20 protein-coding genes are annotated in these 23810 nt (G+C 71.2%); 10 read left to right on the forward strand and 10 right to left on the reverse strand.

Annotated elements, in window-relative coordinates; genetic code table 11:
* Positions 1 to 52: 52 nt before the first annotated feature.
* Positions 53 to 817 carry a polyprenol monophosphomannose synthase gene (locus ACIP37_RS02520; RefSeq protein ID WP_363579852.1) on the reverse strand — a complete coding sequence of 255 codons (765 nt, stop codon included), beginning with the start codon at positions 815 to 817 and terminating at the stop codon, positions 53 to 55.
* Between the two features lie 329 nt (positions 818 to 1146).
* Between ACIP37_RS02520 and manA the strand changes: the two genes are divergently transcribed.
* Positions 1147 to 2337: a mannose-6-phosphate isomerase, class I gene (gene manA / locus ACIP37_RS02525; protein WP_363579853.1), complete on the forward strand. Its 1191-nt coding sequence runs from the start codon at positions 1147 to 1149 to the stop codon at positions 2335 to 2337.
* 74 nt (positions 2338 to 2411) lie between these two features.
* Here the strand turns inward: manA and ACIP37_RS02530 are convergent, their stop codons facing one another.
* Both ACIP37_RS02530 and dnaB read right to left on the reverse strand, forming a co-directional pair.
* Positions 2412 to 3872: an acyltransferase family protein gene (locus tag ACIP37_RS02530; protein WP_400804272.1), complete on the reverse strand. Its 1461-nt coding sequence runs from the start codon at positions 3870 to 3872 to the stop codon at positions 2412 to 2414.
* 81 nt (positions 3873 to 3953) lie between these two features.
* Positions 3954 to 5591 (reverse strand): replicative DNA helicase, encoded by a 1638-nt coding sequence (dnaB, locus tag ACIP37_RS02535; protein WP_363579855.1) that lies wholly within the window; start codon positions 5589 to 5591, stop codon positions 3954 to 3956.
* Positions 5592 to 6043: 452 nt separating this feature from the next.
* Between dnaB and ACIP37_RS02540 the strand changes: the two genes are divergently transcribed.
* Positions 6044 to 7384, forward strand: a complete 1341-nt coding sequence (locus ACIP37_RS02540; protein WP_363579856.1) for an MATE family efflux transporter — start codon at positions 6044 to 6046, stop codon at positions 7382 to 7384.
* Positions 7385 to 7497: 113 nt separating this feature from the next.
* Here ACIP37_RS02540 and rplI read toward each other — a convergent pair whose 3' ends face one another.
* The 4 genes from rplI to rpsF form a co-directional block, all read right to left on the reverse strand.
* Positions 7498 to 7944 (reverse strand): 50S ribosomal protein L9, encoded by a 447-nt coding sequence (rplI, locus tag ACIP37_RS02545; protein WP_063348488.1) that lies wholly within the window; start codon positions 7942 to 7944, stop codon positions 7498 to 7500.
* Between the two features lie 17 nt (positions 7945 to 7961).
* The gene (gene rpsR, locus ACIP37_RS02550; protein ID WP_030304537.1) at positions 7962 to 8198 is read right to left on the reverse strand and encodes a 30S ribosomal protein S18; all 237 of its coding nucleotides are present in this window, start codon (positions 8196 to 8198) and stop codon (positions 7962 to 7964) included.
* Between the two features lie 80 nt (positions 8199 to 8278).
* Positions 8279 to 8896 (reverse strand): single-stranded DNA-binding protein, encoded by a 618-nt coding sequence (locus ACIP37_RS02555; RefSeq protein WP_363579857.1) that lies wholly within the window; start codon positions 8894 to 8896, stop codon positions 8279 to 8281.
* Positions 8897 to 8992: 96 nt separating this feature from the next.
* The gene (gene rpsF / locus ACIP37_RS02560; RefSeq protein ID WP_063348486.1) at positions 8993 to 9283 is read right to left on the reverse strand and encodes a 30S ribosomal protein S6; all 291 of its coding nucleotides are present in this window, start codon (positions 9281 to 9283) and stop codon (positions 8993 to 8995) included.
* A gap of 315 nt (positions 9284 to 9598) precedes the next feature.
* Between rpsF and ACIP37_RS02565 the strand changes: the two genes are divergently transcribed.
* From ACIP37_RS02565 to ACIP37_RS02575, 3 genes are all read left to right on the forward strand, one after another.
* A complete protein-coding gene (locus ACIP37_RS02565) occupies positions 9599 to 9898 on the forward strand; it encodes a hypothetical protein (RefSeq protein ID WP_400804277.1) in 300 nt (99 codons plus the stop codon).
* 177 nt (positions 9899 to 10075) lie between these two features.
* The gene (locus tag ACIP37_RS02570; protein WP_063348484.1) at positions 10076 to 11194 is read left to right on the forward strand and encodes a peptidoglycan bridge formation glycyltransferase FemA/FemB family protein; all 1119 of its coding nucleotides are present in this window, start codon (positions 10076 to 10078) and stop codon (positions 11192 to 11194) included.
* A gap of 13 nt (positions 11195 to 11207) precedes the next feature.
* A complete protein-coding gene (locus ACIP37_RS02575; RefSeq protein WP_363579858.1) occupies positions 11208 to 12242 on the forward strand; it encodes an alanine racemase in 1035 nt (344 codons plus the stop codon).
* Positions 12243 to 12266: 24 nt separating this feature from the next.
* Here ACIP37_RS02575 and ACIP37_RS02580 read toward each other — a convergent pair whose 3' ends face one another.
* On the reverse strand, positions 12267 to 13844 hold the full coding sequence (locus ACIP37_RS02580) for a glycosyltransferase family 87 protein (protein ID WP_400843163.1): 1578 nt from the start codon (positions 13842 to 13844) through the stop codon (positions 12267 to 12269).
* A 162-nt stretch (positions 13845 to 14006) separates the two neighbouring features.
* Entirely contained in the window at positions 14007 to 16670 is a 2664-nt protein-coding gene (locus tag ACIP37_RS02585; protein ID WP_400843166.1) for a transglycosylase domain-containing protein, read from the reverse strand.
* 353 nt (positions 16671 to 17023) lie between these two features.
* Between ACIP37_RS02585 and ACIP37_RS02590 the strand changes: the two genes are divergently transcribed.
* The 5 genes from ACIP37_RS02590 (at position 17024) to ACIP37_RS02610 (ending at position 22246) form a co-directional block, all read left to right on the forward strand.
* Complete coding sequence (locus tag ACIP37_RS02590; RefSeq protein WP_063348480.1) at positions 17024 to 17725, forward strand: PadR family transcriptional regulator; 702 nt, start codon at positions 17024 to 17026, stop codon at positions 17723 to 17725.
* 126 nt (positions 17726 to 17851) lie between these two features.
* On the forward strand, positions 17852 to 18934 hold the full coding sequence (locus tag ACIP37_RS02595) for an inositol-3-phosphate synthase (protein ID WP_363579861.1): 1083 nt from the start codon (positions 17852 to 17854) through the stop codon (positions 18932 to 18934).
* A 140-nt stretch (positions 18935 to 19074) separates the two neighbouring features.
* Positions 19075 to 20412 (forward strand): MFS transporter, encoded by a 1338-nt coding sequence (locus tag ACIP37_RS02600; protein WP_363579862.1) that lies wholly within the window; start codon positions 19075 to 19077, stop codon positions 20410 to 20412.
* A 96-nt stretch (positions 20413 to 20508) separates the two neighbouring features.
* Complete coding sequence (locus ACIP37_RS02605; RefSeq protein WP_363579863.1) at positions 20509 to 21153, forward strand: hypothetical protein; 645 nt, start codon at positions 20509 to 20511, stop codon at positions 21151 to 21153.
* Between the two features lie 34 nt (positions 21154 to 21187).
* On the forward strand, positions 21188 to 22246 hold the full coding sequence (locus tag ACIP37_RS02610) for a hypothetical protein (RefSeq protein WP_363579864.1): 1059 nt from the start codon (positions 21188 to 21190) through the stop codon (positions 22244 to 22246).
* Between the two features lie 58 nt (positions 22247 to 22304).
* On the opposite strand, the gene ACIP37_RS02615 is transcribed toward ACIP37_RS02610, so the two are convergent.
* Positions 22305 to 23705 (reverse strand): CCA tRNA nucleotidyltransferase, encoded by a 1401-nt coding sequence (locus ACIP37_RS02615; RefSeq protein WP_400327508.1) that lies wholly within the window; start codon positions 23703 to 23705, stop codon positions 22305 to 22307.
* Positions 23706 to 23810 lie beyond the last annotated feature (105 nt).

Raw genomic sequence — 23810 nt, forward strand, 5'->3', positions numbered from 1 at the left:
GGGCCCGTCCGTCGTGACGACGGACGGGCCCCGGGCGGTTACGTCGTGGAGGTCAGCGCTTGACCGCGCCGCGCAGGCGGGCCAGCCGGTCGGAGACGCCCCAGGCGGTCACCCGCCACAGCGCCTCGACCACGATGTTGCGGCTCATCTTGGACGCGCCCAGCTCGCGCTCGACGAAGGTGATCGGCACCTCGGCCACCTTGAACCCGGCCTTCACCGTGCGCCAGGCCAGGTCGACCTGGAAGCAGTACCCGGCCGAGGCCACCTCGTCCATGCCCAGGCCCAGCAGGGTCTCCTTGCGGAACGCCCGGTAGCCGCCGGTGACGTCCCGGATCGGCACGCCCAGCGCCAGCCGCGAGTAGGTCGAGCCACCGCGGGAGAGCAGCAGGCGCGACTTCGGCCAGTTCACCACCCGGCCGCCCGGCACCCAGCGCGAGCCCAGCACCAGGTCGGCGCCGCGCAGCGCGCCCAGCAGTCGGTCCAGCTCCTCGGGCTGGTGCGAGCCGTCCGCGTCCATCTCGACCAGGACGTCGTAGCCGTGGTCGATGCCCCAACGGAAGCCCGCGAGGTAGGCGGCGCCCAGGCCCTCCTTGCCCTTGCGGTGCATGACGTGCACGTTCGGGTCCTCGGCGGACAGCTTGTCGGCCAGTTCGCCGGTGCCGTCGGGGCTGTTGTCGTCGGCGACCAGCACGTGGGCCTCGGGGACCGCCGCCCGCACCCGGCCGACGATCCGCTCGACGTTCTCCGCCTCGTTGTAGGTCGGAATGATCACCAGGACCCTGCCGAGATCAGCAAAACTCTGCTGGTTCACGGTCACGTACAAACCTCTCGGCCGATGGCGGGGAGTGTCAGAACACCATCGCCCGCACTCTGGAACGCGGCTCCGCCGGCAGCCCGCCGACGGGGTGACCACGGTGGAAACTGCTGTGCAGGGCGGAGACTACTGCGTCCTGGCATCCTACTACCGCGCCCGGGAACCACCGGTCCGGCCAGGGCACTCCCCTCCGGTACCCGTCGTTTCCTCGCGGGCGACACCGGTCGGCTAGGGTCGATGACCTTGCCCGTGCCCGGCCCCCCGCACCGCCGGGCCCGTTGCCCCGACGATCCGGCACACCCGCCACCCAGCGAAGGAGTAGGACCGCGCGCATGGACAGGCTCATCAACACCGTCCGCCCGTACGCCTGGGGGTCGCTGACCGCCCTGCCCGAACTGCTCGGGCAGGAGCCGACCGGCGAACCGCAGGCCGAGCTGTGGATGGGCGCCCACCCCGGCGACCCGTCCCGGGCCGACCGGGGCGAGGGGCCCCGCCGGCTGGACGAGCTGATCGCGGCCGACCCCGAGGGCGAGCTCGGCGCCGCGACCGTCGCCAGGTTCGGTCCGACCCTGCCGTTCCTGTTCAAGATCCTGACCGCGGGCATCCCGCTGTCCATCCAGGCCCACCCCACGATCGCGCAGGCCCGCGCCGGGTTCGCCGCCGAGAACGCCCTCGGCGTCCCGCTGGACGCCCCCGAGCGGAGCTACCGCGACGCCAACCACAAGCCCGAGATGGTCTGCGCGCTGGGCGCCTTCGAGGGGCTCTGCGGCTTCCGGCGGCCCGCCGAGGCGGCCGGGCTGATGGCCGGGCTCGCGGTGCCCGGGCTCGGCCCGCTGATCGACCTGCTGGCCGTCGAGGACGAGGCCGAGGCGCTGCGCGGCACGCTGGCCGCCATCCTCACCATGGACGGGAAGGCCGCCGAGGAGACCGTCCGGGAGACGGCCGAGGCCCTGGCCCGCACCGACCCGGCCGGCGACTACGGGCCGTACGCCCGGATCGCCGAGGACTTCCCGGAGGACCGCGGCCTGATCGCCGCCCTGCTGCTCAACCACTTCCGGCTCCGGGCCGGCGAGGCGCTCTACCTGGACGCCGGCGTGCCGCACGCCTACCTGGCGGGTGCCTGCGTCGAACTCCAGGCCAACTCCGACAACGTGCTGCGGGCCGGCCTCACCCCCAAGCACATCGACCTGCCCGAGCTGCTGAAGGTCCTGGTCTTCGAGGCCGGCGCCCCCGAGCTGCTGCACCCCCGCCCGGTCGACGGCACCGCCGGCGAGGAGCTCTACCCCGTCCCGATCGACGAGTTCCGGCTCTCCCGCTTCGTCCTGGACGGCCGGGACCGCGAGATCGACGGCCGCGCCCCGCAGATCCTGCTCTGCACCGAGGGCACCGCCCGGCTCACCGCCGCCGACGGCAGCACCCTGGACCTCGCCCGCGGCCGGTCGGCCTTCCTCCCCGCCACCGGCACCCCCACCCGGCTGTCCGGCACCGCCACGACCCTCTTCCGCGCCACCGTCACCGTCTGACGGCGCCCGGGGGCCACGCGCCGAGGGCTCGCCTCCCCAGTGGGAGGCGAGCCCTCGGTGTGTCCGTGCGGCGGTCAGCCGACCCGTTGCCCCGGGCCGCCGGCTCCGACCTCGACCGGCACCTGTTCCTGATCCTGGCCCCCGCCCTGGCCCTTCTCCCCGGACTGAGCCGGAACAGCCCCGGCGGCCTCGCCGGTCGCGGGCACCCCGATCGACGCGGCGACCGCCGGCTGCGGGGCACCGCCCGGCCAGCGGCGCTCGACCGCCTTGGCCACCTTGCGGCCCAGCTTCTGCACGGGCAGCTCCACCAGCCGGTACATCACCCAGCTCGCCAGCATGATCACGACGAGGTACTCGGCCGTCCAGATCAGCTTGCCGCCGGTCGTCGGCGGCACCTTGGGCACGTGCAGCAGCGGCTGGATGGTGTGCACCAGCGGGACGTGCAGCAGGTAGAGCGAGAAGCTGATCCCGCCGAGCCAGGTGAGCGGCTTCGGGAAGCGGCGCTTGCGCAGCGCCATGCCGATGCCGAACGTGATCCAGGCCCCGAGGTAGGAGCCGGCCCAGGCCATCCAGCCGGCCGTCCAGGTGTTCTGCTCCATGCCGTCACGGTTGTACATCCAGGCGACGGCCACCCCCGCGACGACCACGAAGGCGCAGCACAGGATCGCCTGGAGGCGGTCGATCTGGCGGTTCTCGGCCCGGTAGATCGCGGTGCCCGCGAACATCGTCGCGAAGATCATCAGGGTCTCGAACATCGGGGCCCGGCTGTTGTTGTACATCAGCACGAAGCCCAGCAGACCGAGCGTGATCGCCCCGACCCGGGTCAGGTTCGGCCGGCCGCTCAGCACGCAGGCGAAGCCGAACAGCACGATCAGGACGGAACCCCAGACCAGGTTGCGGGTCGAGGTGATGTCGCTGGTCAGCGTGTGGGAGGCGATGGAGGTGCCGAAGAGCAGCGCCACGCCGGCGAAGCCGACCGCGATCGGGCCGCTGCGGCGGTGCTGGCCGACCGTGAAGAGCGCGGTGACCATGTAGTAGAAGACCATCTCGTAGCTGAGGGTCCACATGACGCCCAGGCCGTTCCAGACGCCCATGAAGTCCTGCAGCATGGTCGAGTTGGCGGCCACGTAGATCAGGTCGTGATCGGTGGCGAAGAGCGCGACCGAGCCGTCGCCCTTCGGGATGATGGCCAGCGCCACCGTGATACCGATGATCACCGGCGGCCAGAGCCGGAAGATCCGTCCGATCCAGAACGCCCGCACGTCCCCGCGGCGCTCCAGCGAGGCCGGGATGATGTAACCGCTGACCAGGAAGAACAGCATGACGCCGTAGAGGCCCAGGTCCGCGTGCCACCAGATGAAGGACGCCACCCCGTCCGGCAGCATCTTCAGGACGTCGAAGTGGTGGAGCGCCACCACCAGGGCGGCCACGCCGCGAAGCGCGTCGAGCCAGCCCAGCCGACTGGCCGACCCGCCCGCCCGAGCCTGCTTGCTTCCCCCGGCCCGGCGGGCGGACAGCTGTCGTATCGTTTTCACCGCACGGACAGTAGCTCATCACACTGATGCGTTCGCCTCGGTGACGGTCGGACGAGGCCCCCCGATGCCCCCCGGCCGCTCCTAGTCCCGGGTCATGTCGACGAAGCGCGAGTAGTGGCCCTGGAAGGCCACCGTGATGGTGGCGGTGGGGCCGTTACGGTGCTTGGCGACGATCAGGTCGGCCTCACCGGCGCGCGGGGACTCCTTCTCGTAGGCGTCCTCACGGTGGAGCAGGATGACCATGTCGGCGTCCTGCTCGATCGAGCCGGACTCGCGCAGGTCGGAGACCATCGGCCGCTTGTCGGTGCGCTGCTCGGGGCCACGGTTCAGCTGGGAGAGCGCGATGACCGGGACTTCCAGCTCCTTGGCCAGCAGCTTCAGGTTTCGCGACATGTCGGAGACCTCCTGCTGGCGGTTCTCCGCCCGGCGGGAGCCGCCGGACTGCATCAGCTGGAGGTAGTCGATGACGACCAGCTTGATGTCGTTGCGCTGCTTGAGCCGGCGGCACTTGGCCCGGATCTCCATCATCGACAGGTTCGGGGAGTCGTCGATGAACAGCGGTGCCTCGCTGACGTCGGGCATCCGGCGGGCGACGCGGGTCCAGTCGTCGTCCGTCATGTTCCCGGAGCGCATGTGGTGCAGCGCGACCCGGGCCTCGGCGGACAGCAGGCGCATGGCGATCTCGTTGCGGCCCATTTCGAGCGAGAAGATCACGCTCGGCAGCTTGTTCTGGATCGAGCAGGCGCGGGCGAAGTCCAGCGCCAGGGTCGACTTGCCCATCGCGGGGCGGGCCGCGATGACGATCATCTGGCCGGGGTGGAGGCCGTTGGTGAGCGCGTCGAAGTCGGCGAAGCCGGTCGGGACGCCGGACATCTGGCCGTTGCGGGAGCCGATCGCCTCGATCTCGTCGAGGGCGCCCTCCATGATGTCGGCGAGCGGCGCGTAGTCCTCGTTGGTGCGCTGCTCGGTGACGGCGTAGATCTCCGCCTGGGCGGCGTTGACGATCTCGTCGACGTCGCCCTCGGCCGCGTAGCCCATGCCGGCGATCCGGGTGCCGGCCTCGACCAGACGGCGCAGGACGGCGCGCTCGTGGACGATCTGGGCGTAGTACTCGGCGTTGGCGGCGGTCGGGACGGAGTTGACCAGGGTGTGCAGGTAGGAGGCGCCGCCGACGCGCTGGAGCTCGCCACGCTTGGTGAGCTCGCCGGCCACGGTGATCGGGTCGGCCGGCTCGCCGCGGGCGTACAGGTCGAGGATCGCACCGTGGACCATCTCGTGCGCGGGCCGGTAGTAGTCGGCCGGCTTGAGTACCTCGACCACGTCGGCGATGGCGTCCTTGGAGAGCAGCATGCCGCCGAGGACGGACTGCTCGGCCGCGAGGTCCTGCGGGGGAACGCGCTCGAAGCCGTCCACGCCGCCCTGGCCCTCGTCGTCGCGGCGCTGCCAGCCGCCGCCACCGCTCTGCGAACCGTCGCGCTGGGAGCCGCTCCGGCCGCCCTTGCCGCCCTTCTGGAAGCCGCCCTCGCGACCGCCGCCGTCCCGGTTGCCCTCCCGGCCGCCGCCCTGGCCGGAGCGGCTGCGGGAGACCGGGAGCCGGTCGCCGGGCCCGTCGGGGAAGGACGCGTCGTCGAAGGCGCCGGCCGGGAAGGGGTCCTCGGCGGGCTGCCAGTCCTCCTCCGGCGGCGGGGCGTCGTGGTCGTCGTACTGGGGGCCGGTCACGCGTGTTCCCCGATCAGCGAGTGGTGCGAGTTGGAGCGGGCCTTGCCGGTGGCTGGGTGGAGCGGAGCCGCTCCTCTTTGTACGCCACGGCACCGACAAATCGGACGCCGGGGCGGGCGGGAGTGTCGGGCGGAGGGCCCACGCTAAGGCGCCGGGAGCCGTTCAGCCAAGGCGGTTATCCACAGGGGGTGTGGACGAGCGGCCCTGGGCTGTGGAGAAGTGCCGCAAAGCTGTGGACGCCCCTGTGGAAGGCCCTGTGGATAACCAGACCATCTGTCCACCGTCAACCTGTTGACCAGGTATTACCTCTTACCGGGCCTGTGCATGAGAAATTCTTCACACGCAGCCGGACGCCCGCGGGCGCGAAGCGGGCCGAGCGCCTCGCTCAAGAATTCGAGTAATGGCTAACTGCCACTAGCAGTCATTACCTGTGGATGAGTAGCCTGGAGCCCATGACCGCCCCTCCCGCAGCCCCGACCCCCTCCAGACGCCGGCACGACCGGGAGATCCTCGCACTGGCCGTCCCGGCCTTCGGCGCGCTGGTCGCCGAACCACTGTTCCTGATGGCCGACTCGGCGATCGTCGGCCACCTCGGCACCCCGCAGCTGGCCGGGGTCGGCGTCGCCGCCGCCGCACTGTCCACCGCGACCGGCGTGTTCGTCTTCCTCGCCTACGCCACCACCGCGGCGGTGGCCCGCCGGATCGGTGCCGGGGACCGCCGCGGCGCCGTCCAGCAGGGCGTCGACGGCATCTGGCTCGCCCTCGGCCTGGCCGTCCCGGTGGTGCTGCTCACCGTGCTGCTGGCCCCCTGGGCGGCCGACGTCCTGGGGGCCTCGGAGACCGCCGCCCCCTACGCCGTGACGTACCTGCGGATCAGCGCCCTGGGCATCCCCGCGATGCTCATGGTGATGGCCGCCACCGGCGTGCTGCGCGGCCTCCAGGACACCCGCACGCCGCTGCTGGTGGCGATCGCGGGCTTCACCGCCAACATCGGCCTGAACGCCGGCCTGGTGTACGGCGCCGGGCTCGGGGTGGCCGGCTCGGCCTGGGGCACCGTGCTCGCGCAGACCGGGATGGCCGCCGTCTACCTGGTCGTGGTGGTGCGCGGGGCGCGGCGCGAGCACGCCTCGCTGCGGCCGGACGCGGCCGGCATCCGGGCCAGTGCGAGGGCGGGCGGTCCGCTGCTGGTCCGGACGGTCAGCCTGCGCGCGGTGCTGATGATCGCCACTGCGGTGGCCGCCCGGCTGGGCGACGACCAGGTGGCCGCGCACCAGATCACCATGACGCTGTTCAGCTTCCTGGCCTTCGCCCTGGACGCCATCGCGATCGCCGGCCAGGCGATCATCGGCCGCTACCTGGGCGCCGAGGACGTCCCGGGCGCCAGGGCCGCCACCCGCCGGATGGTCGAGTGGGGCATCGGCTCGGGCGTGCTGCTGGGACTGCTGGTGGTGGCCGCCCGCCCGCTGTACGTCCCGCTGTTCACGCCCGATCCGGCGGTGCAGGGGCAGTTGGACACCGCCCTGCTGCTGCTCGCGCTCAGCCAGCCGGTCGCCGGCCTGGTCTTCGTGCTGGACGGGGTGCTGATGGGCGCCGGGGACGGCCCCTACCTGGCCTGGGCGGCGATCGCGACCCTGGCGGTGTTCACCCCGGCGGCGATCGCGGTGCCGGCCACCGGCACCGGGCTGGCCGGACTGTGGTGGGCGATGAACCTGTTCATGCTGGTCCGCGCGGCCTTCCTGGTCGGGCGGGCGCGCGGCGGCCGCTGGCTGGTCACCGGGGCCGTCCGGGGCTGACGGCGCCGGGGCCGAGGGCGCCGGCAGCGAATGCTCCAGCACCGAACGCGCCGGAACACGACCGAGGGCCGGACTCCCGGAGGAGTCCGGCCCTCAGGCCACTGCTACGGAACTCAGGCAGCGACGACGGCGACGTCGAGGTTGGCCTGGACGTCGGCGTGCAGCTTGACCGAGACCTTGTGGGTGCCCACGGTCTTGATCGGCGAGGCGATCGCGACGGCGCGCTTGTCCACGGCCGGGCCGCCGGCGGCCTTGATGGCCTCCACGACGTCGGCCTGGGTCACCGAACCGAACAGACGGCCGGCGTCGCCCGAGCGAACGGCCAGCTTGACCTGGACGCCCTCGAGCTTGCCCTTGACCTCGTTGGCGGCCTCAAGGGTCTGGATCTCGTGGATCTTGCGGGCGCGACGGATCGCGTCGACGTCCTTCTGGCCGCCCTTGGTCCAGCGGATGGCGTAGCCACGCGGAACCAGGTAGTTGCGGGCGTAGCCGTCCTTGACCTCGACGACCTCGCCGGCGGAGCCGAGACCCGGCACCTCGTGCGTGAGGATGATCTTCATTACTTGGTCACCCTCTCTTAGCGCGCGGTGCTGGTGTAGGGCAGCAGCGCCATCTCACGGCTGTTCTTCACGGCCGTGGCGACGTCACGCTGGTGCTGGGTGCAGTTGCCGGTGACCCGGCGGGCACGGATCTTGCCACGGTCGGAGATGAACTTCCGCAGCAGGTTCGTGTCCTTGTAGTCAACGTAGTTGACCTTGTCCTTGCAGAAGACGCAAACCTTCTTCTTCGGCTTGCGAGCAGGCGGCTTCGCCATTGTGTGCTCCATTTGGGGTTCACGGCCCGGCCGGCGTCCTCAGGACGCCGGCGGCCGGGCCGCACGAAATCTGTCAGCTCTTAGAACGGGGGCTCTTCCGAGAAGCCGCCACCGGACGGGGCGCCCCAGCTGCCGCCGCCCTGCTGGCCGCCGGACGGAGTGCTGGACGCCCACGGGTCGTCGGAGGGGCCGGACTGGCCGCCGCCGCCGGAGTTTCCACCCCAGCTGCCGCCGCCCTGCTGGCCGCCACCGCCGCCCCAGCCGCCCTGCTGGCCACCGGCGCCGCCCTGCTGGCCGCCGAAGCCGCCACCGGAGCCGCCGGGGCCACCGGACCGGTTGGCCCGGGTGACCTTCGCGGTCGCCGAGCGCAGGCTCGGGCCGACCTCGTCGACCTCGACCTCGAAGACCGTCCGCTTCTCGCCTTCCTTGGTCTCGTAAGACCGCTGGCGCAGTCGGCCCTGCACGATGACGCGCATGCCGCGCTGCAGCGACTCGGCCACGTTCTCCGCCGGCTGCCGCCAGACGTTGCACGTGAGGAAGAGGCTCTCGCCGTCCTTCCACTCGTTCGTCTGACGGTCGAAGGTGCGGGGGGTGGACGCGATACGGAACTTCGCGACCGCCGCACCCGACGGGGTGAAGCGCAGCTCGGGGTCGTCGACGAGATTGCCGACGAGGGTGATGACGGTCTCGCCTGCCATGGTGGTGATGACCTCTCGGGAAGATGTCCGTTCACCGCTGTTTCACGTGAAACAGCGGACGCGAGCTACCCGAGACCCGAAGGCCTCAGAGGTGGCTCAGTGGGTGTCCGGGCGCAGGACCTTGGTCCGCAGAACCGACTCGCTCAGGCCCATCTGGCGGTCGAGCTCCTTGACGACCTCAGGCGTGGCCTTCAGGTCGATGACCGAGTAGATGCCCTCGGACTGCTTGTTGATCTCGTAAGCCAGACGGCGACGACCCCAGGTGTCGACCTTCTCCACCTTGCCGCCGGCGTTCCGGACGACGGTGAGGAAGTTCTCGATCAGGGGGGAGACAGCGCGCTCCTCGACCGAGGGGTCGAGGATGACCATCACCTCGTAGTGACGCATGGGTAACCCACCTCCTTTGGACTCAACGGCCACGGTCTCTCCGTGGCAGGAGGGTTGTGCAGCGTCGGCACCGGAGCAGTGACGACACCGGCCACCGTAGCGGCCGGGTCCGACAATCGGGCCCCGCTCACCCGACGGGGTGGTCGCCCGGAAGAGGGCGCAAGGGGGCACAACTACACCAGTGCAGACGGCACAGCCTACCCGCACCCGGACGGCCGAACAAAACGCATAGGGGTTGTGAGACCGGCCCAACCGCCGCAATCTGGACGGAACGGGATTCCTGCCCGTTCGTCTCCACGCCAGGAGGTGGGACTCATGGCCCAGTCCGTCCACCGCATGCCCGCGCTCACACTGAACACCGACGGCCACCCGCACCCCCGCGAGAACGCCCTGGTGGGCCTCACCGCCGTGCTGGGCGTGATCGCCTTCACCACCTCGTTCTTCCACAACCTGCACCTGCTGACCTCGTGGACCGGTCTGTTCGGGATCATCACGGGGCTGCTCGGCATGTTCGTCTCGGTCACCACGGCCGAGCGCTTCGTGCTGATGGTCACGCTCGGCGCCTCCGCCATCGGCTTCTACCTCGGCATCGCCCGGGGCGGCCTCTGGGGCTGAGCCGCCCCGGTCGCACCGTTCCGGAACCCTCGGCGCCCCCGTGGCGTATCTGCAAGGAGACAGGTACGCGACGGGGGCGCCGTCGCGCCCGCAGCGGCGGGCGCCCGGGCCCCGGACGATAGGGTCAGCCCGAGAACCTGGGCCCACCGCAGCCCGACCGACGAGGAGCACCGAGCAATGAGCCTGCGCCTGAGGACGATCACCCGCGAGGAGCACCTCGCCTTCATCAGGAGCCGCGCCTCGGCCAGCCACATGCAGGTGCCGTCGTGGGGCGACGTGAAGGCCGAGTGGCGCTCGGAGTCGATCGGCTGGTTCGACGAGGCCAACCAGCTCGTCGGCGCCGGCCTGGTGCTCTACCGGCAGCTGCCCAAGCTCAAGCGCTACCTCGCCTACCTGCCCGAGGGCCCGGTCATCGACTGGTTCGACCGGGACCTCGACCGCTGGCTCTCCCCGATGCTCGCCCACCTCAAGTCGCAGGGCGCGTTCTCGGTCAAGATGGGCCCGCCGATCGTCATCCGCCGCTGGAACGCCCCCACCATCAAGGAGGCCATCGCCGGCAAGCAGGCCAAGCGCCTGCGCGACGTCGAGGCCGACTGGTACGAGGCGCGCGCCTTCGAGGTGGCCGACCGGCTGCGCAAGGCCGGCTGGCTGCAGGGCGAGGACGGCGGCGCCGGCTTCGGCGACGTCCAGCCGCGCTACGTGTTCCAGGTGCCGCTGGCCAACCGCTCGCTGGACGACATCCACAAGAACTTCAACCAGCTCTGGCGCCGCAACATCAAGAAGGCCGAGAAGAGCGGCGTCGAGGTGTACCAGGGCGGCTACGACGAGCTGCCGATCTTCCACCAGCTCTACCTGGTGACCGCCGAGCGCGACAAGTTCACCCCGCGCCCGCTGTCCTACTTCCAGCGGATGTGGAAGGCCCTCACCGCCGAGGACCAGAACCGGATGCGGCTCTACATCGCCTACCACGACGGCGAGCCGCTGGCCGCGACCACGATGCTGGTGGTCGGCGAGCACGTCTGGTACTCCTACGGCGCCTCGGCCAACCACAAGCGCGAGGTCAAGCCGTCCAACGCGATCCAGTGGCGGATGATGCGCGACTCCTACGCGCTCGGCGGCGGCGTCTACGACCTGCGCGGCATCAGCGACACCCTGGACGAGAACGACCACCTGTTCGGCCTGATCCAGTTCAAGGTCGGCACCGGCGGCCAGGCCGCCGAGTACCTCGGCGAGTGGGACTTCCCGCTCAACAAGCTGCTGCACAAGGCCCTCGACCTCTACATGTCCCGCCGCTGAGGAGGCTGACCCGATGACGCTGTCGCTCTACCTCGACACCGAACGCTGGCGCACCCACCAGCGCTCCGTCCTCGCCGAGTTCCCCGGCCTGGTGCCGGTCGCCAAGGGGAACGGCTACGGCCTGGGCAACCACCGGCTGGCCGAGGAGGCGACGCTGCTGGGCACCGGTGTGCTGGCCGTCGGCACCGCGTACGAGGCGGCCGACGCCGCCGAGTGGTACGGCGGCGAGCTGCTGGTGCTCACCCCGTACCGGGTCGGCGAGGAGGTCCTGCCGCTGCCGCACGCCCGGGTGATCCGGACGGTGGCGAACCTGGACGCGCTGCGGGCGCTGCGCGGCGCCCGGGTGGTGGTGGAGTGCATGACCTCCATGCGCCGCCACGGGGTGAGCGCCGCCGACCTCACGGCCGTCGCCGCCGAGCTGGACGGCGTCGCCTTCGAGGGCCTGGCGCTGCACCTGCCGATGGACCGGCCGGACGGCTCCAGCCCGACCGAGGAGGTCGTCCACTGGGTGGACACCGCCCGGGCGGCCGGGGTGCCGGTGCACACCGTGTACGTCAGCCACCTCGGCGCGGCCGGCATGGAGCAGCTGGCCCAGCGCTACCCGGACATCGTCTTCCGGGCCCGGATCGGCACCCGGCTCTGGCTGGGCGACCACGGCGCGCTGGAGGTCCGGGCCACGGTGCTGGACGTCACCCCGGTGAAGAAGGGCGACCGCTACGGCTACCGCCAGCACCCGGCGCCGGCCGACGGCCACATCGTGGTGGTGGCCGGCGGCACCGCGCACGGCATCGGCCTGGAGGCGCCCAAGTACGTGCAGACCATGGCCTCCCGGGCCAAGGGCATCGCCCGGGCCGGCCTGGCGACCGTCAACAAGACCAAGTCGCCGTTCCACTGGGCCGGCAAGCAGCTCTGGTTCGCCGAGCCGCCGCACATGCAGGTCTCACTACTGTTCCTGGACGGCGAGACCAAGCCCCCCGCGATCGGCGAGGAGCTCGGCCTCCAGGTCCGGCACACCACCACGCACTTCGACCGCGTGGTGGACCGCTAGAGCGACCGAAGCGCCCGTGAGCGCCTACGCCTTCTCGGCCGGTTCCGGCAGTCCTGGCTCGTCCAGCCACTGCTCGGAGCCGGCCGGCGCGTATCCGGCGTAGCTCTCCTCCTCGCGCAGCGTCCGGGCGGTGCCGAGCACGAACACGTCCGGGGCCCGGTCGAGCACCCCGCCCGACGGGTCGTCGCTGCCGTCCCAGCGCACCGGGTCGCGGTCCGGCTGCAGGGCGTCGCGGACCACCATGACCACCAGGTAGAGCGTGCCCAGCAGGTGCAGCACGACCGCGAAGTGGTACCAGGCCTCGCCGATCCCGTGCTGCTTGGGCCCGGTGACGAAGCCCAGGTGGGACCAGATGCCCAGGGTGTACAGCACCTCGCAGGCCTGCCAGATCAGGAAGTCCCGCCAGCGCGGCCGGGCCAGCACCGCGAGCGGCAGCAGCCAGAGCGCGTACTGCGGCGAGTACACCTTGTTGACCAGCACGAACAGGGCGACCACCAGGAAGGCCAGCTGCGCGAAGCGCGGGCGGCGGGGCGCCGAGAAGCCGAGCCACGCTATGGCCAGGCAGCCGAGGACCATCAGCACACCGATGTAGAGGTCGAGGTCGGCCAGCCCCGTGCCCCGGCTCTGCATCAGGATCAGCCAGAACGAGCCGTAGTCCTCGGCGCGGTGCTTGCTGAACACGTAGAAGGTCGACCAGCCCTGCCAGTTGGCCGCCATGATCGGCAGGTTGACCAGCAGCCAGGAGCCGGCCGCGCCGGCCAGCATCACCCGGAACTCGCGCCACTTCCCGGCCCGCCAGCAGAGCACCAGCAGCGGGCCGATCAGCAGCACCGGGTAGAGCTTGGCCGCGGTGGCCAGGCCGATGAAGACACCCGCCCAGCCGGGCCGGGAGCCGGACCACCAGGCCATCGCCACGGCGGCCAGCGCGACCGCGAGGAGGTCCCAGTTGACCGTGCCGTTCAGCAGCAGGACGGGCGCGAGCGCGAACAGCAGGGCGTCCCAGGGGCGGCGGCGGTGGGTGCGCGAGAGCGCCACCACGGCGACCACCGCGCAGGCCATCAGCAGCCCCGCGTTGATCGCCCAGAACCACCGCTCCTGGTCCTGCGCGGTGCCGGCGCCGGGCGTCAGCCAGGCCGCGACCTGCATGAACAGGCCGGTCAGCACCGGGTATTCGAGGTACTGCAGATCCCCCGAGGTGCCCGGGACGCGGTCCACGTACGGGTGCAGCCCGGCCGAGAAGCCGCGGCCGGAGAACAGGTGCGGGATGTCGCTGTAGCAGGCGTGGATGTACTGCGGCGAACCCGGCTGGAACCAGGCCTGGTTGTAGCAGGGCGCCTTCTGCACCATGCCGAGCACCGAGACCACGATCACCGCCAGCGCCAGGAAGCGCGCCGGGATCCACCAGGAGACGCCCAGCAGCGCCCGGCGGCCGGGCGGGCCGCCGATCACCTCGCTGCCGGCCGCCGCCACCGGGTCCTCGTCGGCCGGGACGACCACGGTGTTGACCGGCGGCGCGGCCGTGGCGACGGCCGGCCCGACCGGTCCTGCGGCGTCGCCGGGCCCGGCCGGCCCTGCGGATTCGTCACGATCGCTCGACGTCATGCCGGACATCCTGCCGCACCGGCCCCACCGGGACGAGGAGGACCCCGCAACGGGCCCGGCCTCCGTCGCCCGGCGGCACGGCGAATCATGACGAAACGGCGGTGGCGGCCCTCCGGAGAGGGCCGCCACCGCCGTTCGGTTCATCCGCTCAGCGGGTGGTGGTCAGGGCAACAGCCCGTTCTGTCCACCGCCCCCACCGGTCGAGGACGGTGTCGGCGGCCTGCCGCTCGGCTTGGTGGTCGTCGGCGGGGGGTCCGTCGGCGGCGCCGTGGGCGGGGGCGTGCTGCAGCCGAGGAGGCCGCAGCTGCTCGTCGGACCGGGGTTGGTCGTCTTGTGCGTCGACGTCTGGCTCGGCTGCGTGCCCGGGCAGTCCACGCCCGGGACACAGCCCGGGCCCTGGCTGGACACGGGCGGCTGCGGCTGGTTGTTGTTGGTCGGCGGCGGCTGGTTGTTGGCCGGCTGGGTCGCGGGCGGGGCCGACGGGGTGTCGCTCGTCGTCGGCGTGGGCGTCATGCTCGGCGAGACCGGGGCGCCGGAGGAGTCCACCTCGGTGCCGACCGGCTGCGGGGTCGGGAAGTCCATCTTCTTCTCGTTGGCCAGCGCGGCCTTCATGTACCGGGTGAAGACGTCGGTCGGGATGTCACCACCGTGGATGGACTCCTTGCCGCCGGTGCCGTTGAGCGACAGCCGCTCGTGCTTGCTCGGGTCCTCGCGCCACATCGCGACGCTGGTCACCAGCTGCGGGGTGTAGCCGACCCACCAGGCCGACTTGTTCTGGTCGGTGGTACCGGTCTTGCCGGCCACCGGGCGGCCCAGCTCCTTGGCCTTGAAACCGGTACCGTTCTTCACCACGTTCACCAGCACGTCGGTGACGTTGTCCGCGACGGCCGGCTCCAGGGCGACCCGGGGGTCCTTCTTGCCGAAGCCCGGGCGCTCGATGCCGTTCACCTCGACCTTGGTGACCGAGTAGGGCTCGGCCTCCTTGCCGCTGGCCGCCAGGGTGCCGTAGGCGGTGGCCATCCGGATCGGGCTGATGGTGGAGGTGCCGAGGGCGAAGGTCGGGGTCTTCGGGTCGGCGAAGCTCTCCTTCCTGACGCCCATCTGCTCGGCGATGTTGGCCACGTTCTGACCGCCGACGTCCTGGTTGAGCTGGACGAAGGGCACGTTGAACGAGTTCTGCATGGCCGCCCGCAGCGAGACGTAACCGCGCTTGCCGGAGTCCTCGTTCTTCTGCCGGTAGGGCTTGCCGTCGTCGCCGATCACCAGCGAGCCGTCCGGCTTGCGGATCTCGGACATGTCGTCGGACAGGTAGCGGCTGTCGGCGTTGATCCGCTTCGGCTTGCCCTTGTCGTCGGTGGCCGTCTGGACGCCGATCTGCATGGCGGTCGCCAGCACGAAGGGCTTGAAGGTCGAGCCGACCTGGACGCCGATGGCGTCGGCGTTGTTGTCGAAGTGGCCGTTCTCCACGCCGTCGCCGCCGTAGAGGGCGACGATCGCGCCGTCGCCGGGGCGGATGCTGGCGGAGCCGAACTGGATGAAGGTGTCGTTGTTGGGGCGCTTCTGGGCGTTGAGGTTCTCGCCCTTGACGTCGTCGACGGCCTTCTTCAGGGCGTCGACCTTGTCCTTCTCGAAGGTGGTGTAGACCTTCAGACCGCCCTTGTCGATCATCTGCTGGGTGATCGTCTTGTCGGTGGCCATCAGGTACTTGTTGGCGGTGTCGACCAGGTAGCTGACCTCACCGTTCATGTTGGAGCTGGGCTTCTGCGGGATCGGGTCGGGGAAGGTGGCGCACTTCGCCCGCTCCTCCGGGGTGATGGCCTTGGTCTTCACCATGTTCTCGAGGATCCAGGCCCACCGCCCCTGGGCCCGCTCCTTGTTGGCCGGGTTGCTGGGGTCGTAGTACGACGCGCCCTTCAACAGGCCGGCCAGCATGGCGCTCTGACAGAGGTCGAGGTCCTTGGCGTCGACCCCGTAGTAGGCCTGCGCCGCGGCCTGGGCGCCGTTCGAGCCTCGACCGAACCAGCTGGTGTTCAGGTACCCCTTGAGGATGTCCGGTTTCTGCATCTTCTGATTGATCTTCAGCGTGATGAAGAACTCCTTCAGCTTGCGGCTGAGGGTCTGCTCCTGGCTGAGGTACGCGTTCTTCACGTACTGCTGGGTGATCGTCGAGGCGCCCTGGGTCTCGCCGCCCTTGGCCATGTTGTAGACGGCGCGGAGCATGCCCTTGGGGTCGATGCCGCTGTCCTCGCGGAAGGTCTGGTTCTCCGCCGCGATCACGGCGTTCTGCAGGTTGGGGCTGATGTCGGAGAGCTCGACGATCTGACGGTTGGTCTCACCCTTGCGGGTCATCTCCGAGCCGTCGGCCCAGTAGTAGATCGTGTTCTGGTCCTTCATCAGATCCTTGAGCTGCGGGATCTCAGTGGTCTGGTAGAGGTAGAACACCCCGCCCACGCAGGTGGCGAAGAAGATCAGGAAGCCGCTCAGCCACTGCCGCCAGGACGGCAGCCAGCGCCGGACGCCGGTCTTGCCGAACCGCGGGTAGTCGATGAACCGCTTCTTGCCGGGGCCTGCGGCGGCGGCCGCGGACGCGGAGGCGGCGGCAGCACCGCGCCGGCCGCCCTTGCCGCCCTTCTGGGCGGCCTTGCGCATCTCGGCGCGGCCCATCCGGGGCTGCTGAGCGGTCTCCCGTTCGCCCGGGGGGCGCCGGCGGCCGATGCCGTCCGAGCTCACCTCGTCCCGGCCGGGTCCGCCCTGACGGCCACCACCACCCGGGGGCTGCTGCCCGTCACCGCCCGGGCTGGGCGTCCTTCGCCGTCGTTCACTCATGTTGCAGCCACTCCTCGCCAGGCGGTTCCAGCCTGAAGGCAGGGTTCACGTCCGATGCCCGCCAACCGCCCTAACCCCGGAGGTGGTCCTCGTGCACACGCGACAGCGTACGCAGCCGGGAATCCCAACTAATCGGGCATCAGTCCCCAATGACCGCAAAACGGCAGCAGATCATTACACGCCCGTTGCCAATCACTCCTGCGCGTCGGCTTGTGATCACCTTCACGCGTGCCCCCCTTGCCCGTTCCGAGGGCCCGGTTTACTGTTCTCGATATATCGAGCCGATACATCGACGCGGCATACCGCCCGATGCAGCGGCCGGACGACGGCCGAGAGGAAGGAGGACGACGGCAATGGGCAGGCGCTCAGGAGTGCTGGAGTTCGCCGTTCTCGGTCTGCTCCACGACGCCCCGATGCACGGCTACGAGCTGCGCAAGCGGCTCAACGTCCTGCTCGGAACGTTGCGGGCGTTCTCGTACGGAACGCTCTACCCGTGCCTGAAGAGCCTGGTCGCCCAGGGTTTCCTGGTCGAGGACAACCCGGACGTCGAGTACGTCCCGGCCACCGCGCTCAACGGCAAGCGGTCCAAGACCGTCTACCGGCTCTCCCCCGAAGGCAAGCAGCGCTTCGAGGAACTGCTCGCCGACTCCGGGCCCGACGCCTGGGAGGACGAGCACTTCGGCGTCCACTTCGCGTTCTTCGGCCAGACCGACCGGGCCGTGCGGATGCGCGTCCTGGAAGGGCGCCGCAGCCGGCTGGAGGAGCGACTGGAGAAGATGCGCAACTCGCTGGCCCGGGCCCGCGAGCGGTTCGACGACTACACCGTCGAGCTGCAGCGGCACGGACTGGAGTCGGTGGAGCGCGAGGTCCGGTGGCTCAACGAGCTGATCGAGACCGAGCGGGCCAACCGCACCGGCCGGACCGGGCCCGCCACCGGCGGCAACACCACCGCCGTACCCCACAAGACTTCGGACGGCCGTGGCCAGGAGGAAGGGTCCCAGGACCCGCCCGGGCCACCGTACGACCGCCCGGGGCGCTCCGCCCAGGAGCGCTGACACCGCGTCAGCCCTGTGCCGCGCGGCAGGAGTGGGCGCCTCGCGCCCGTACAAGCAGTCATCGAAGAAGCAGGACGAGTGCCGTCGACCCCGGCGGCCCTCATGAGATCACAGGGAGCAACCGGAATGGGTTCGGTTCGCGTAGCCATCGTGGGCGTGGGCAACTGCGCCGCGTCGCTGGTGCAGGGTGTCGAGTACTACAAGGACGCCGACCCGGCCGGCAAGGTCCCCGGGCTGATGCACGTCCAGTTCGGTGAGTACCACGTCCGCGACGTGGAGTTCGTCGCCGCGTTCGACGTCGACGCCAAGAAGGTCGGCTTCGACCTGGCCGACGCCATCGGCAGCAGCGAGAACAACACCATCAAGATCTGCGACGTGCCGCCGACCGGCGTCACCGTCCAGCGCGGCCACACCCTCGACGGCCTGGGCAAGTACTACCGGGAGACCATCGAGGAGTCCGACGAGACCCCGGTCGACGTCGTCCAGGTCCTCAAGGACCAGCAGGTCGACGTCCTGGTCTGCTACCTGCCCGTCGGTTCCGAGGCCGCCGCCAAGTTCTACGCCCAGTGCGCCATCGACGCCAAGGTCGCCTTCGTGAACGCCCTGCCGGTGTTCATCGCGGGCACCAAGGAGTGGGCGGACAAGTTCACCGAGGCCGGCGTGCCGATCGTCGGTGACGACATCAAGTCCCAGGTCGGCGCCACCATCACGCACCGCGTGATGGCCAAGCTGTTCGAGGACCGCGGTGTCATCCTCGAGCGCACCATGCAGCTGAACGTCGGCGGCAACATGGACTTCAAGAACATGCTCGAGCGCGAGCGCCTGGAGTCCAAGAAGATCTCCAAGACCCAGGCCGTCACCTCGCAGATCCGCGACCGCGAGCTGGGCGCCAACAACGTCCACATCGGCCCGTCGGACTACGTGGCCTGGCTGGACGACCGCAAGTGGGCGTACGTCCGCCTGGAGGGTCGCGCGTTCGGCAACGTCCCGCTGAACCTGGAGTACAAGCTCGAGGTCTGGGACTCCCCGAACTCCGCCGGTGTCATCATCGACGCCGTGCGCGCCGCGAAGATCGCCAAGGACCGCGGCATCGGCGGCCCGATCCTGTCGGCCTCCTCGTACTTCATGAAGTCCCCGCCGGTGCAGTACTTCGACGACGAGGCCAAGGAGAACGTCGAGAAGTTCATCCGCGGCGAGGTCGAGCGCTGAGGTCGAGCGCCGGAGCCGGCGGCGGGTGACCGCCGCCGGCCGCGCCGAAGGGCCCACGATCATCGGATCGTGGGCCCTTCACCGTTTCTCGGCGAATGTTTCACGTGAAACGGCGGCCGGTTCCATGGCACTCTGGGCGGGTGGCGATCACCGAGAACGGCAGCACCCACCAGTCCGCACACCGTGCCACGCTTTTCGGTCTGCTCCGCGGCCGGGACTTCCGGCGGCTGCTGACCGCCCGGGTGCTCTCCCAGCTCTCGGACGGCGTCTTCCAGGTCTCGCTCGCCGCCTACGTCGTGTTCTCCCCGGAGAAGCAGTCCTCCCCCGCCGACATCGCCTCGGTGCTCGCCGTGATGCTGCTGCCGTTCTCGGTGATCGGCCCGTTCGCCGGGGTGCTGCTGGACCGCTGGCGCCGCCGCCAGGTGCTCTACTACGGCAACCTGGCCCGCTTCGGGCTCGGCCTGGGCACCGGCGCCCTGCTCCTGGCGGAGGCGCCGACCTGGCTGTTCTTCGCCTCGGCGCTGCTGGTCACCGCGCTCAACCGGTTCATCCTGGCCGGCCTGTCCGCCGCGCTGCCCCGGGTGGTCGAGCAGGACCAGCTGGTCACCGCCAACGCGCTCTCCCCCACGCTGGGCACGGTCGCCGCCGCCTCCGGCGGAGGGGTCGGCTTCCTGCTGCACCAGGTGATGACCCCCGGGCCGAAGGCCGACGCCGCGCTGGTCACGGTGGCCGCGCTGCTCTACCTGTCGGCCGCACTGGCCGCCCGCCGGATGGACCGCGACCTGCTCGGCCCGGAGAAGCACGGCGACCGCCCGGCGCTCGGCCAGGCGCTGGTCCGGGCCGCCGTCGAACTCGGCGCCGCCGTACGCCACTTGGTGCGGGACTGCCGGCCCGCCGTGCACGCGCTGGCCGCCGTCACCGCGGCCCGGTTCTGCTACGGCGTGCTGATCGTGGTCGTGGTGATGCTCGCCCGGTACACCTTCAACGACCCGGCCGACAGCGCGGCCGGACTGGTCACGCTCGGCCAGGCGGTCGGCCTGTCCGCCGCCGGGTTCTTCGTCGCCGCGGTGATCAGCCCCTGGTGCACCCGGCGGCTCGGCCTGGCCGGCTGGATGACGGTCTGCCTGGCGGCCCCGGTGCTCTTCGTCCCGGCGCTCGGCCTGAGCTTCACCCTGCTGCCCTGCCTGCTCGCGGCGCTGCTGCTCGGGGTGGTCACCCAGGGCACCAAGATCTGCGCCGACACCGTGGTCCAGGAGTCGGTCGAGGACGAGTACCGCGGCCGGGTCTTCGCGATCTACGACGTGCTGTTCAACGTCGCCTTCGTGACCGCCGCCCTGGTCACGGCGCTGGTGCTGCCGCTCTCCGGCCGCTCGGTCGTGGTGGTCGTCGGGGTCGCCGCGGTGTACGGGCTCTCGGCGCTCCTCTACCTGCGCTCCGCCCGGCGGTACGGGCCGCTCCCCGGCGACCAGGCCTCCTGAAGGCCCTCGGCCCCTCGGGACGGGGGCGTCCGACCGAGTCGCTAAGGTACGTCAGACCTGTCGGAGCGACAGCACTCGGCCTCGGGGGACGAACTGATGAGCACACCGCCCGGCCCGTACGGGCCACCTCCGCCGTACGGGCCGCCCCCGCAGCCGGCCCCGCCGTACGGGCAGGTGCCGTACATCCCGTCGCAGCCCCAACCCGCACCGCCCGGCTTCGGACCGCCGCAACCCGGACCGCCCCAGCCCGCACCGCCCGGCTTCGGACCGCCCCCGGCCTACGGCCAGCAGCCGCCCGGCTACGGCACCCAACCGCCGTACGGCCAGCAGCCGCCCGTCGGCCCGTACGGCTACCCGCCGCCCGCCCCGGCCGACGCGGCGCCCGCCGCGAAGCGCGGCGTCAAGGCGAAGCTGCGGATCGTCGGCGTGGTCGGCGGCTGCCTCGCACTGGCCGTCGGCTACTTCGTCAGCGGGCCGAGCGTCAGCAGCGCCAAGCCCGGCGACTGCGTCCGGGTGAGCGGCACGCGCGATGTCGAGATCGTCAAGTGCACTGACACCAAAGCGAATTACCGGGTCCTTTCGACGTTCGGCGACACCACCGACGTGAACCGCTGCCGGCAGACACCGCAGACCACCAGCGCCGTCTCGGGCAAGAGCGGACGCCGCTGGAACAAGAAGCGGTACGTGCTCTGCCTCGGCCCGATGACCCCGGCCGGCGCCCCGCTGCCGGGGAAGGTCTGACCTCTCCACCACCACCGCATCCCCGGGGGATCTCTTGTCCGTTCCGCCGCCCCAGCTGCCGTACGGTGCCCCGTCGCCCGACGACGGCAACCCCTACGCCACCGGAAACCCCTACGGCCGGCCGACCCCGCCACCGCCGCCCGGCCCGCCGCCCGGCTACGGCTACCCGGCCGCCCCGCCACCGCCCGACCAGCCGTACGGCTACCCCCCGCAGCCCGCGCCCGGCTACGGGTACGGGTACCCGCCGCCGGCGCCGCAGGACGGTCCCGCCTGCCGCTTCTGCGGCGGCTTCCCGGCCGTGGACGCCACCGTCCGCGGCCACCAGGGCCTGGTCCTGGCCTACCGGATGCTGCGGATGCCGGGCCCGTTCTGCCGCACCTGCGGAACGGCGACGGTGCGCGACCTGTCCGCCCGCACCCTGGTCCAGGGCTGGTGGAGCCCGGCGTCGGTGCTGCTGGCGCCGATCACCCTGCTGCTGAACCTCGCCGCCAACGGCAAGGTCAAGCGGCTGCCGCCGCCCGTCCCGGGCAGCCACGGCCCCCAGCTCGACCCCGGCGTCCCGCTGGGCCGGCGTCCGCACGCGCTGATGCTGCTGCTGCCGCTCTCGGTGGTCGTCACGCTCGTCCTGGCCGCCACCGGGGTGCTCGGCCCGAAGGACGACGGCCCGGCCGCGCCGATCGCGGTACCGACGGTGGCGGTGCCCCCGGTGACCACCTTCTCGGCGCCACCGCTGCCGACCCACGCGCCGCGGCCGTTCCCCTCGCCGACGTTCAGCATGCCGCCGGTGCCCACCATCACGCTGCCGCCGCCGACCGCCCCCAGCACCGCGGCCGACAGCATCGACCGGGCCAACCCCGGCGACTGCCTGCGCAACGAGAACGGCACCGGCGCGACCCACGACGCCAACCCGAAGATCACCATGCTGCCCTGCGGCGACTCCCGCGCCCAGTACAAGGTGGTCTTCAAGTACCTGGCCACGTCCGACGAGAAGGTCTGCGAGAAGCAGCCGAAGTCGGACAGCACCTACACCCGCACCTACTCCAACCTGCCGGCCCTCAACTACGTGCTCTGCCTGCAGAGCCTCCACGGCTGACCCGGCACGCCCGAGGGGTGGTCCCGGCCGACGCCGGGACCACCCCTCGCAGCGTCGCTCAGCCCTGCTGCTCGGCCCACCAGGCCCGCAGCGCGGCCACCGCCTCGTCGTGCTCCAGCGGGCCGTGCTCCAGCCGGAGTTCGAGCATGTGCTTGTACGCCTTGCCGACCTGCGGGCCGGGCTTGAGCCCGAGCAGCTCCATGATCTGGTTGCCGTCCAGCGCCGGGCGGACGGCGTCCAGCTCCTCCTGGGCCTTCAGCTCGGTGATCCGCTGCTCCAGGCCGTCGTAGGTGCGCGACAGCGCCGCCGCCTTCTTGCGGTTGCGGGTGGTGCAGTCGGAGCGGGTGAGCTTGTGCAGGCGCTCCAGCAGCGGTCCGGCGTCGGTGACGTAGCGGCGCACCGCGGAGTCCGTCCACTCGCCGCCGCCGTAGCCGTGGAAGCGCAGGTGCAGTTCGACCAGGTGCGAGACGTCCTCGGTGAGCTCCTTGGAGTACTTGAGCTCGCGCATCCGCTTGCGGGTCATCTTGGCGCCGACCACCTCGTGGTGGTGGAAGGAGACCCGGCCGTCCGACTCGAAGCGGCGGGTGCGCGGCTTGCCGATGTCGTGCAGCAGCGCGGCCAGCCGCAGGGTGAGGTCCGGGCCGTCCTGCTCCAGGTCGACGGCCTGTTCCAGGACGGTCAGCGAGTGCTCGTAGACGTCCTTGTGCCGGTGGTGCTCGTCCCGCTCCAGCCGCAGTGCGGGCAGCTCGGGCAGCACGTGGTCGGCCAGGCCGGTGTCGACCAGCAGCCGCAGGCCCTTCACCGGGTGCTTGGCCAGCAGCAGCTTGTTCAGCTCGGCCTGGACGCGCTCGGCGGACACGATGGTGATCCGCTCGGCCATCGCGGTCATCGCGGCGACGACCTCGGGGGCCGGCTCGAAGTCGAGCTGGGCGGCGAAGCGGGCGGCGCGCATCATCCGCAGCGGGTCGTCGGAGAAGGACTCCTCGGGGGTCGCGGGGGTGCGCAGCACCCGGGCCTCCAGGTCCTCCAGGCCGTGGTGCGGGTCGATGAAGCCGCGGCCGGGCAGGTCGACGGCCATCGCGTTGACGGTGAAGTCCCGGCGGACCAGGTCCTGCTCGATGGTGTCGCCGTAGGTGACCTCGGGCTTGCGGGAGGTCCGGTCGTACGCCTCGGAGCGGTAGGTGGTGATCTCGATCAGGAAAGAGCCCTCGGGGGTGTCCTTGCGGGCGCCGACCGTGCCGAACGCGATGCCGACGTCCCAGACCGCGTCCGCCCAGCCCTTGACCAGCCTGAGCACCTGCTGCGGGCGGGCGTCGGTGGTGAAGTCCAGGTCGTTGCCGAGCCTGCCGAGCAGGGCGTCCCGCACCGAGCCGCCGACCAGGGCCAGCCGGTGGCCGGCCGCCTCGAACCGACGGGCGATCTCGTCGGCCACCGGCGACACCCGCAGCAGCTCTTGCAGCCCCAGGGTCTGGGCCTCGCTCAGGCCTGGGACGGCCTGGACGGCGGTGCTGGAACGGTCGAGGTGCGCGGTGGACTCATTGGCAGTGGACACGGCTCACAAGAG

Origin of the sequence: Kitasatospora sp. NPDC088861 (assembly GCF_044750105.1) — a bacterium.
GTDB lineage: Bacteria > Actinomycetota > Actinomycetes > Streptomycetales > Streptomycetaceae > Kitasatospora.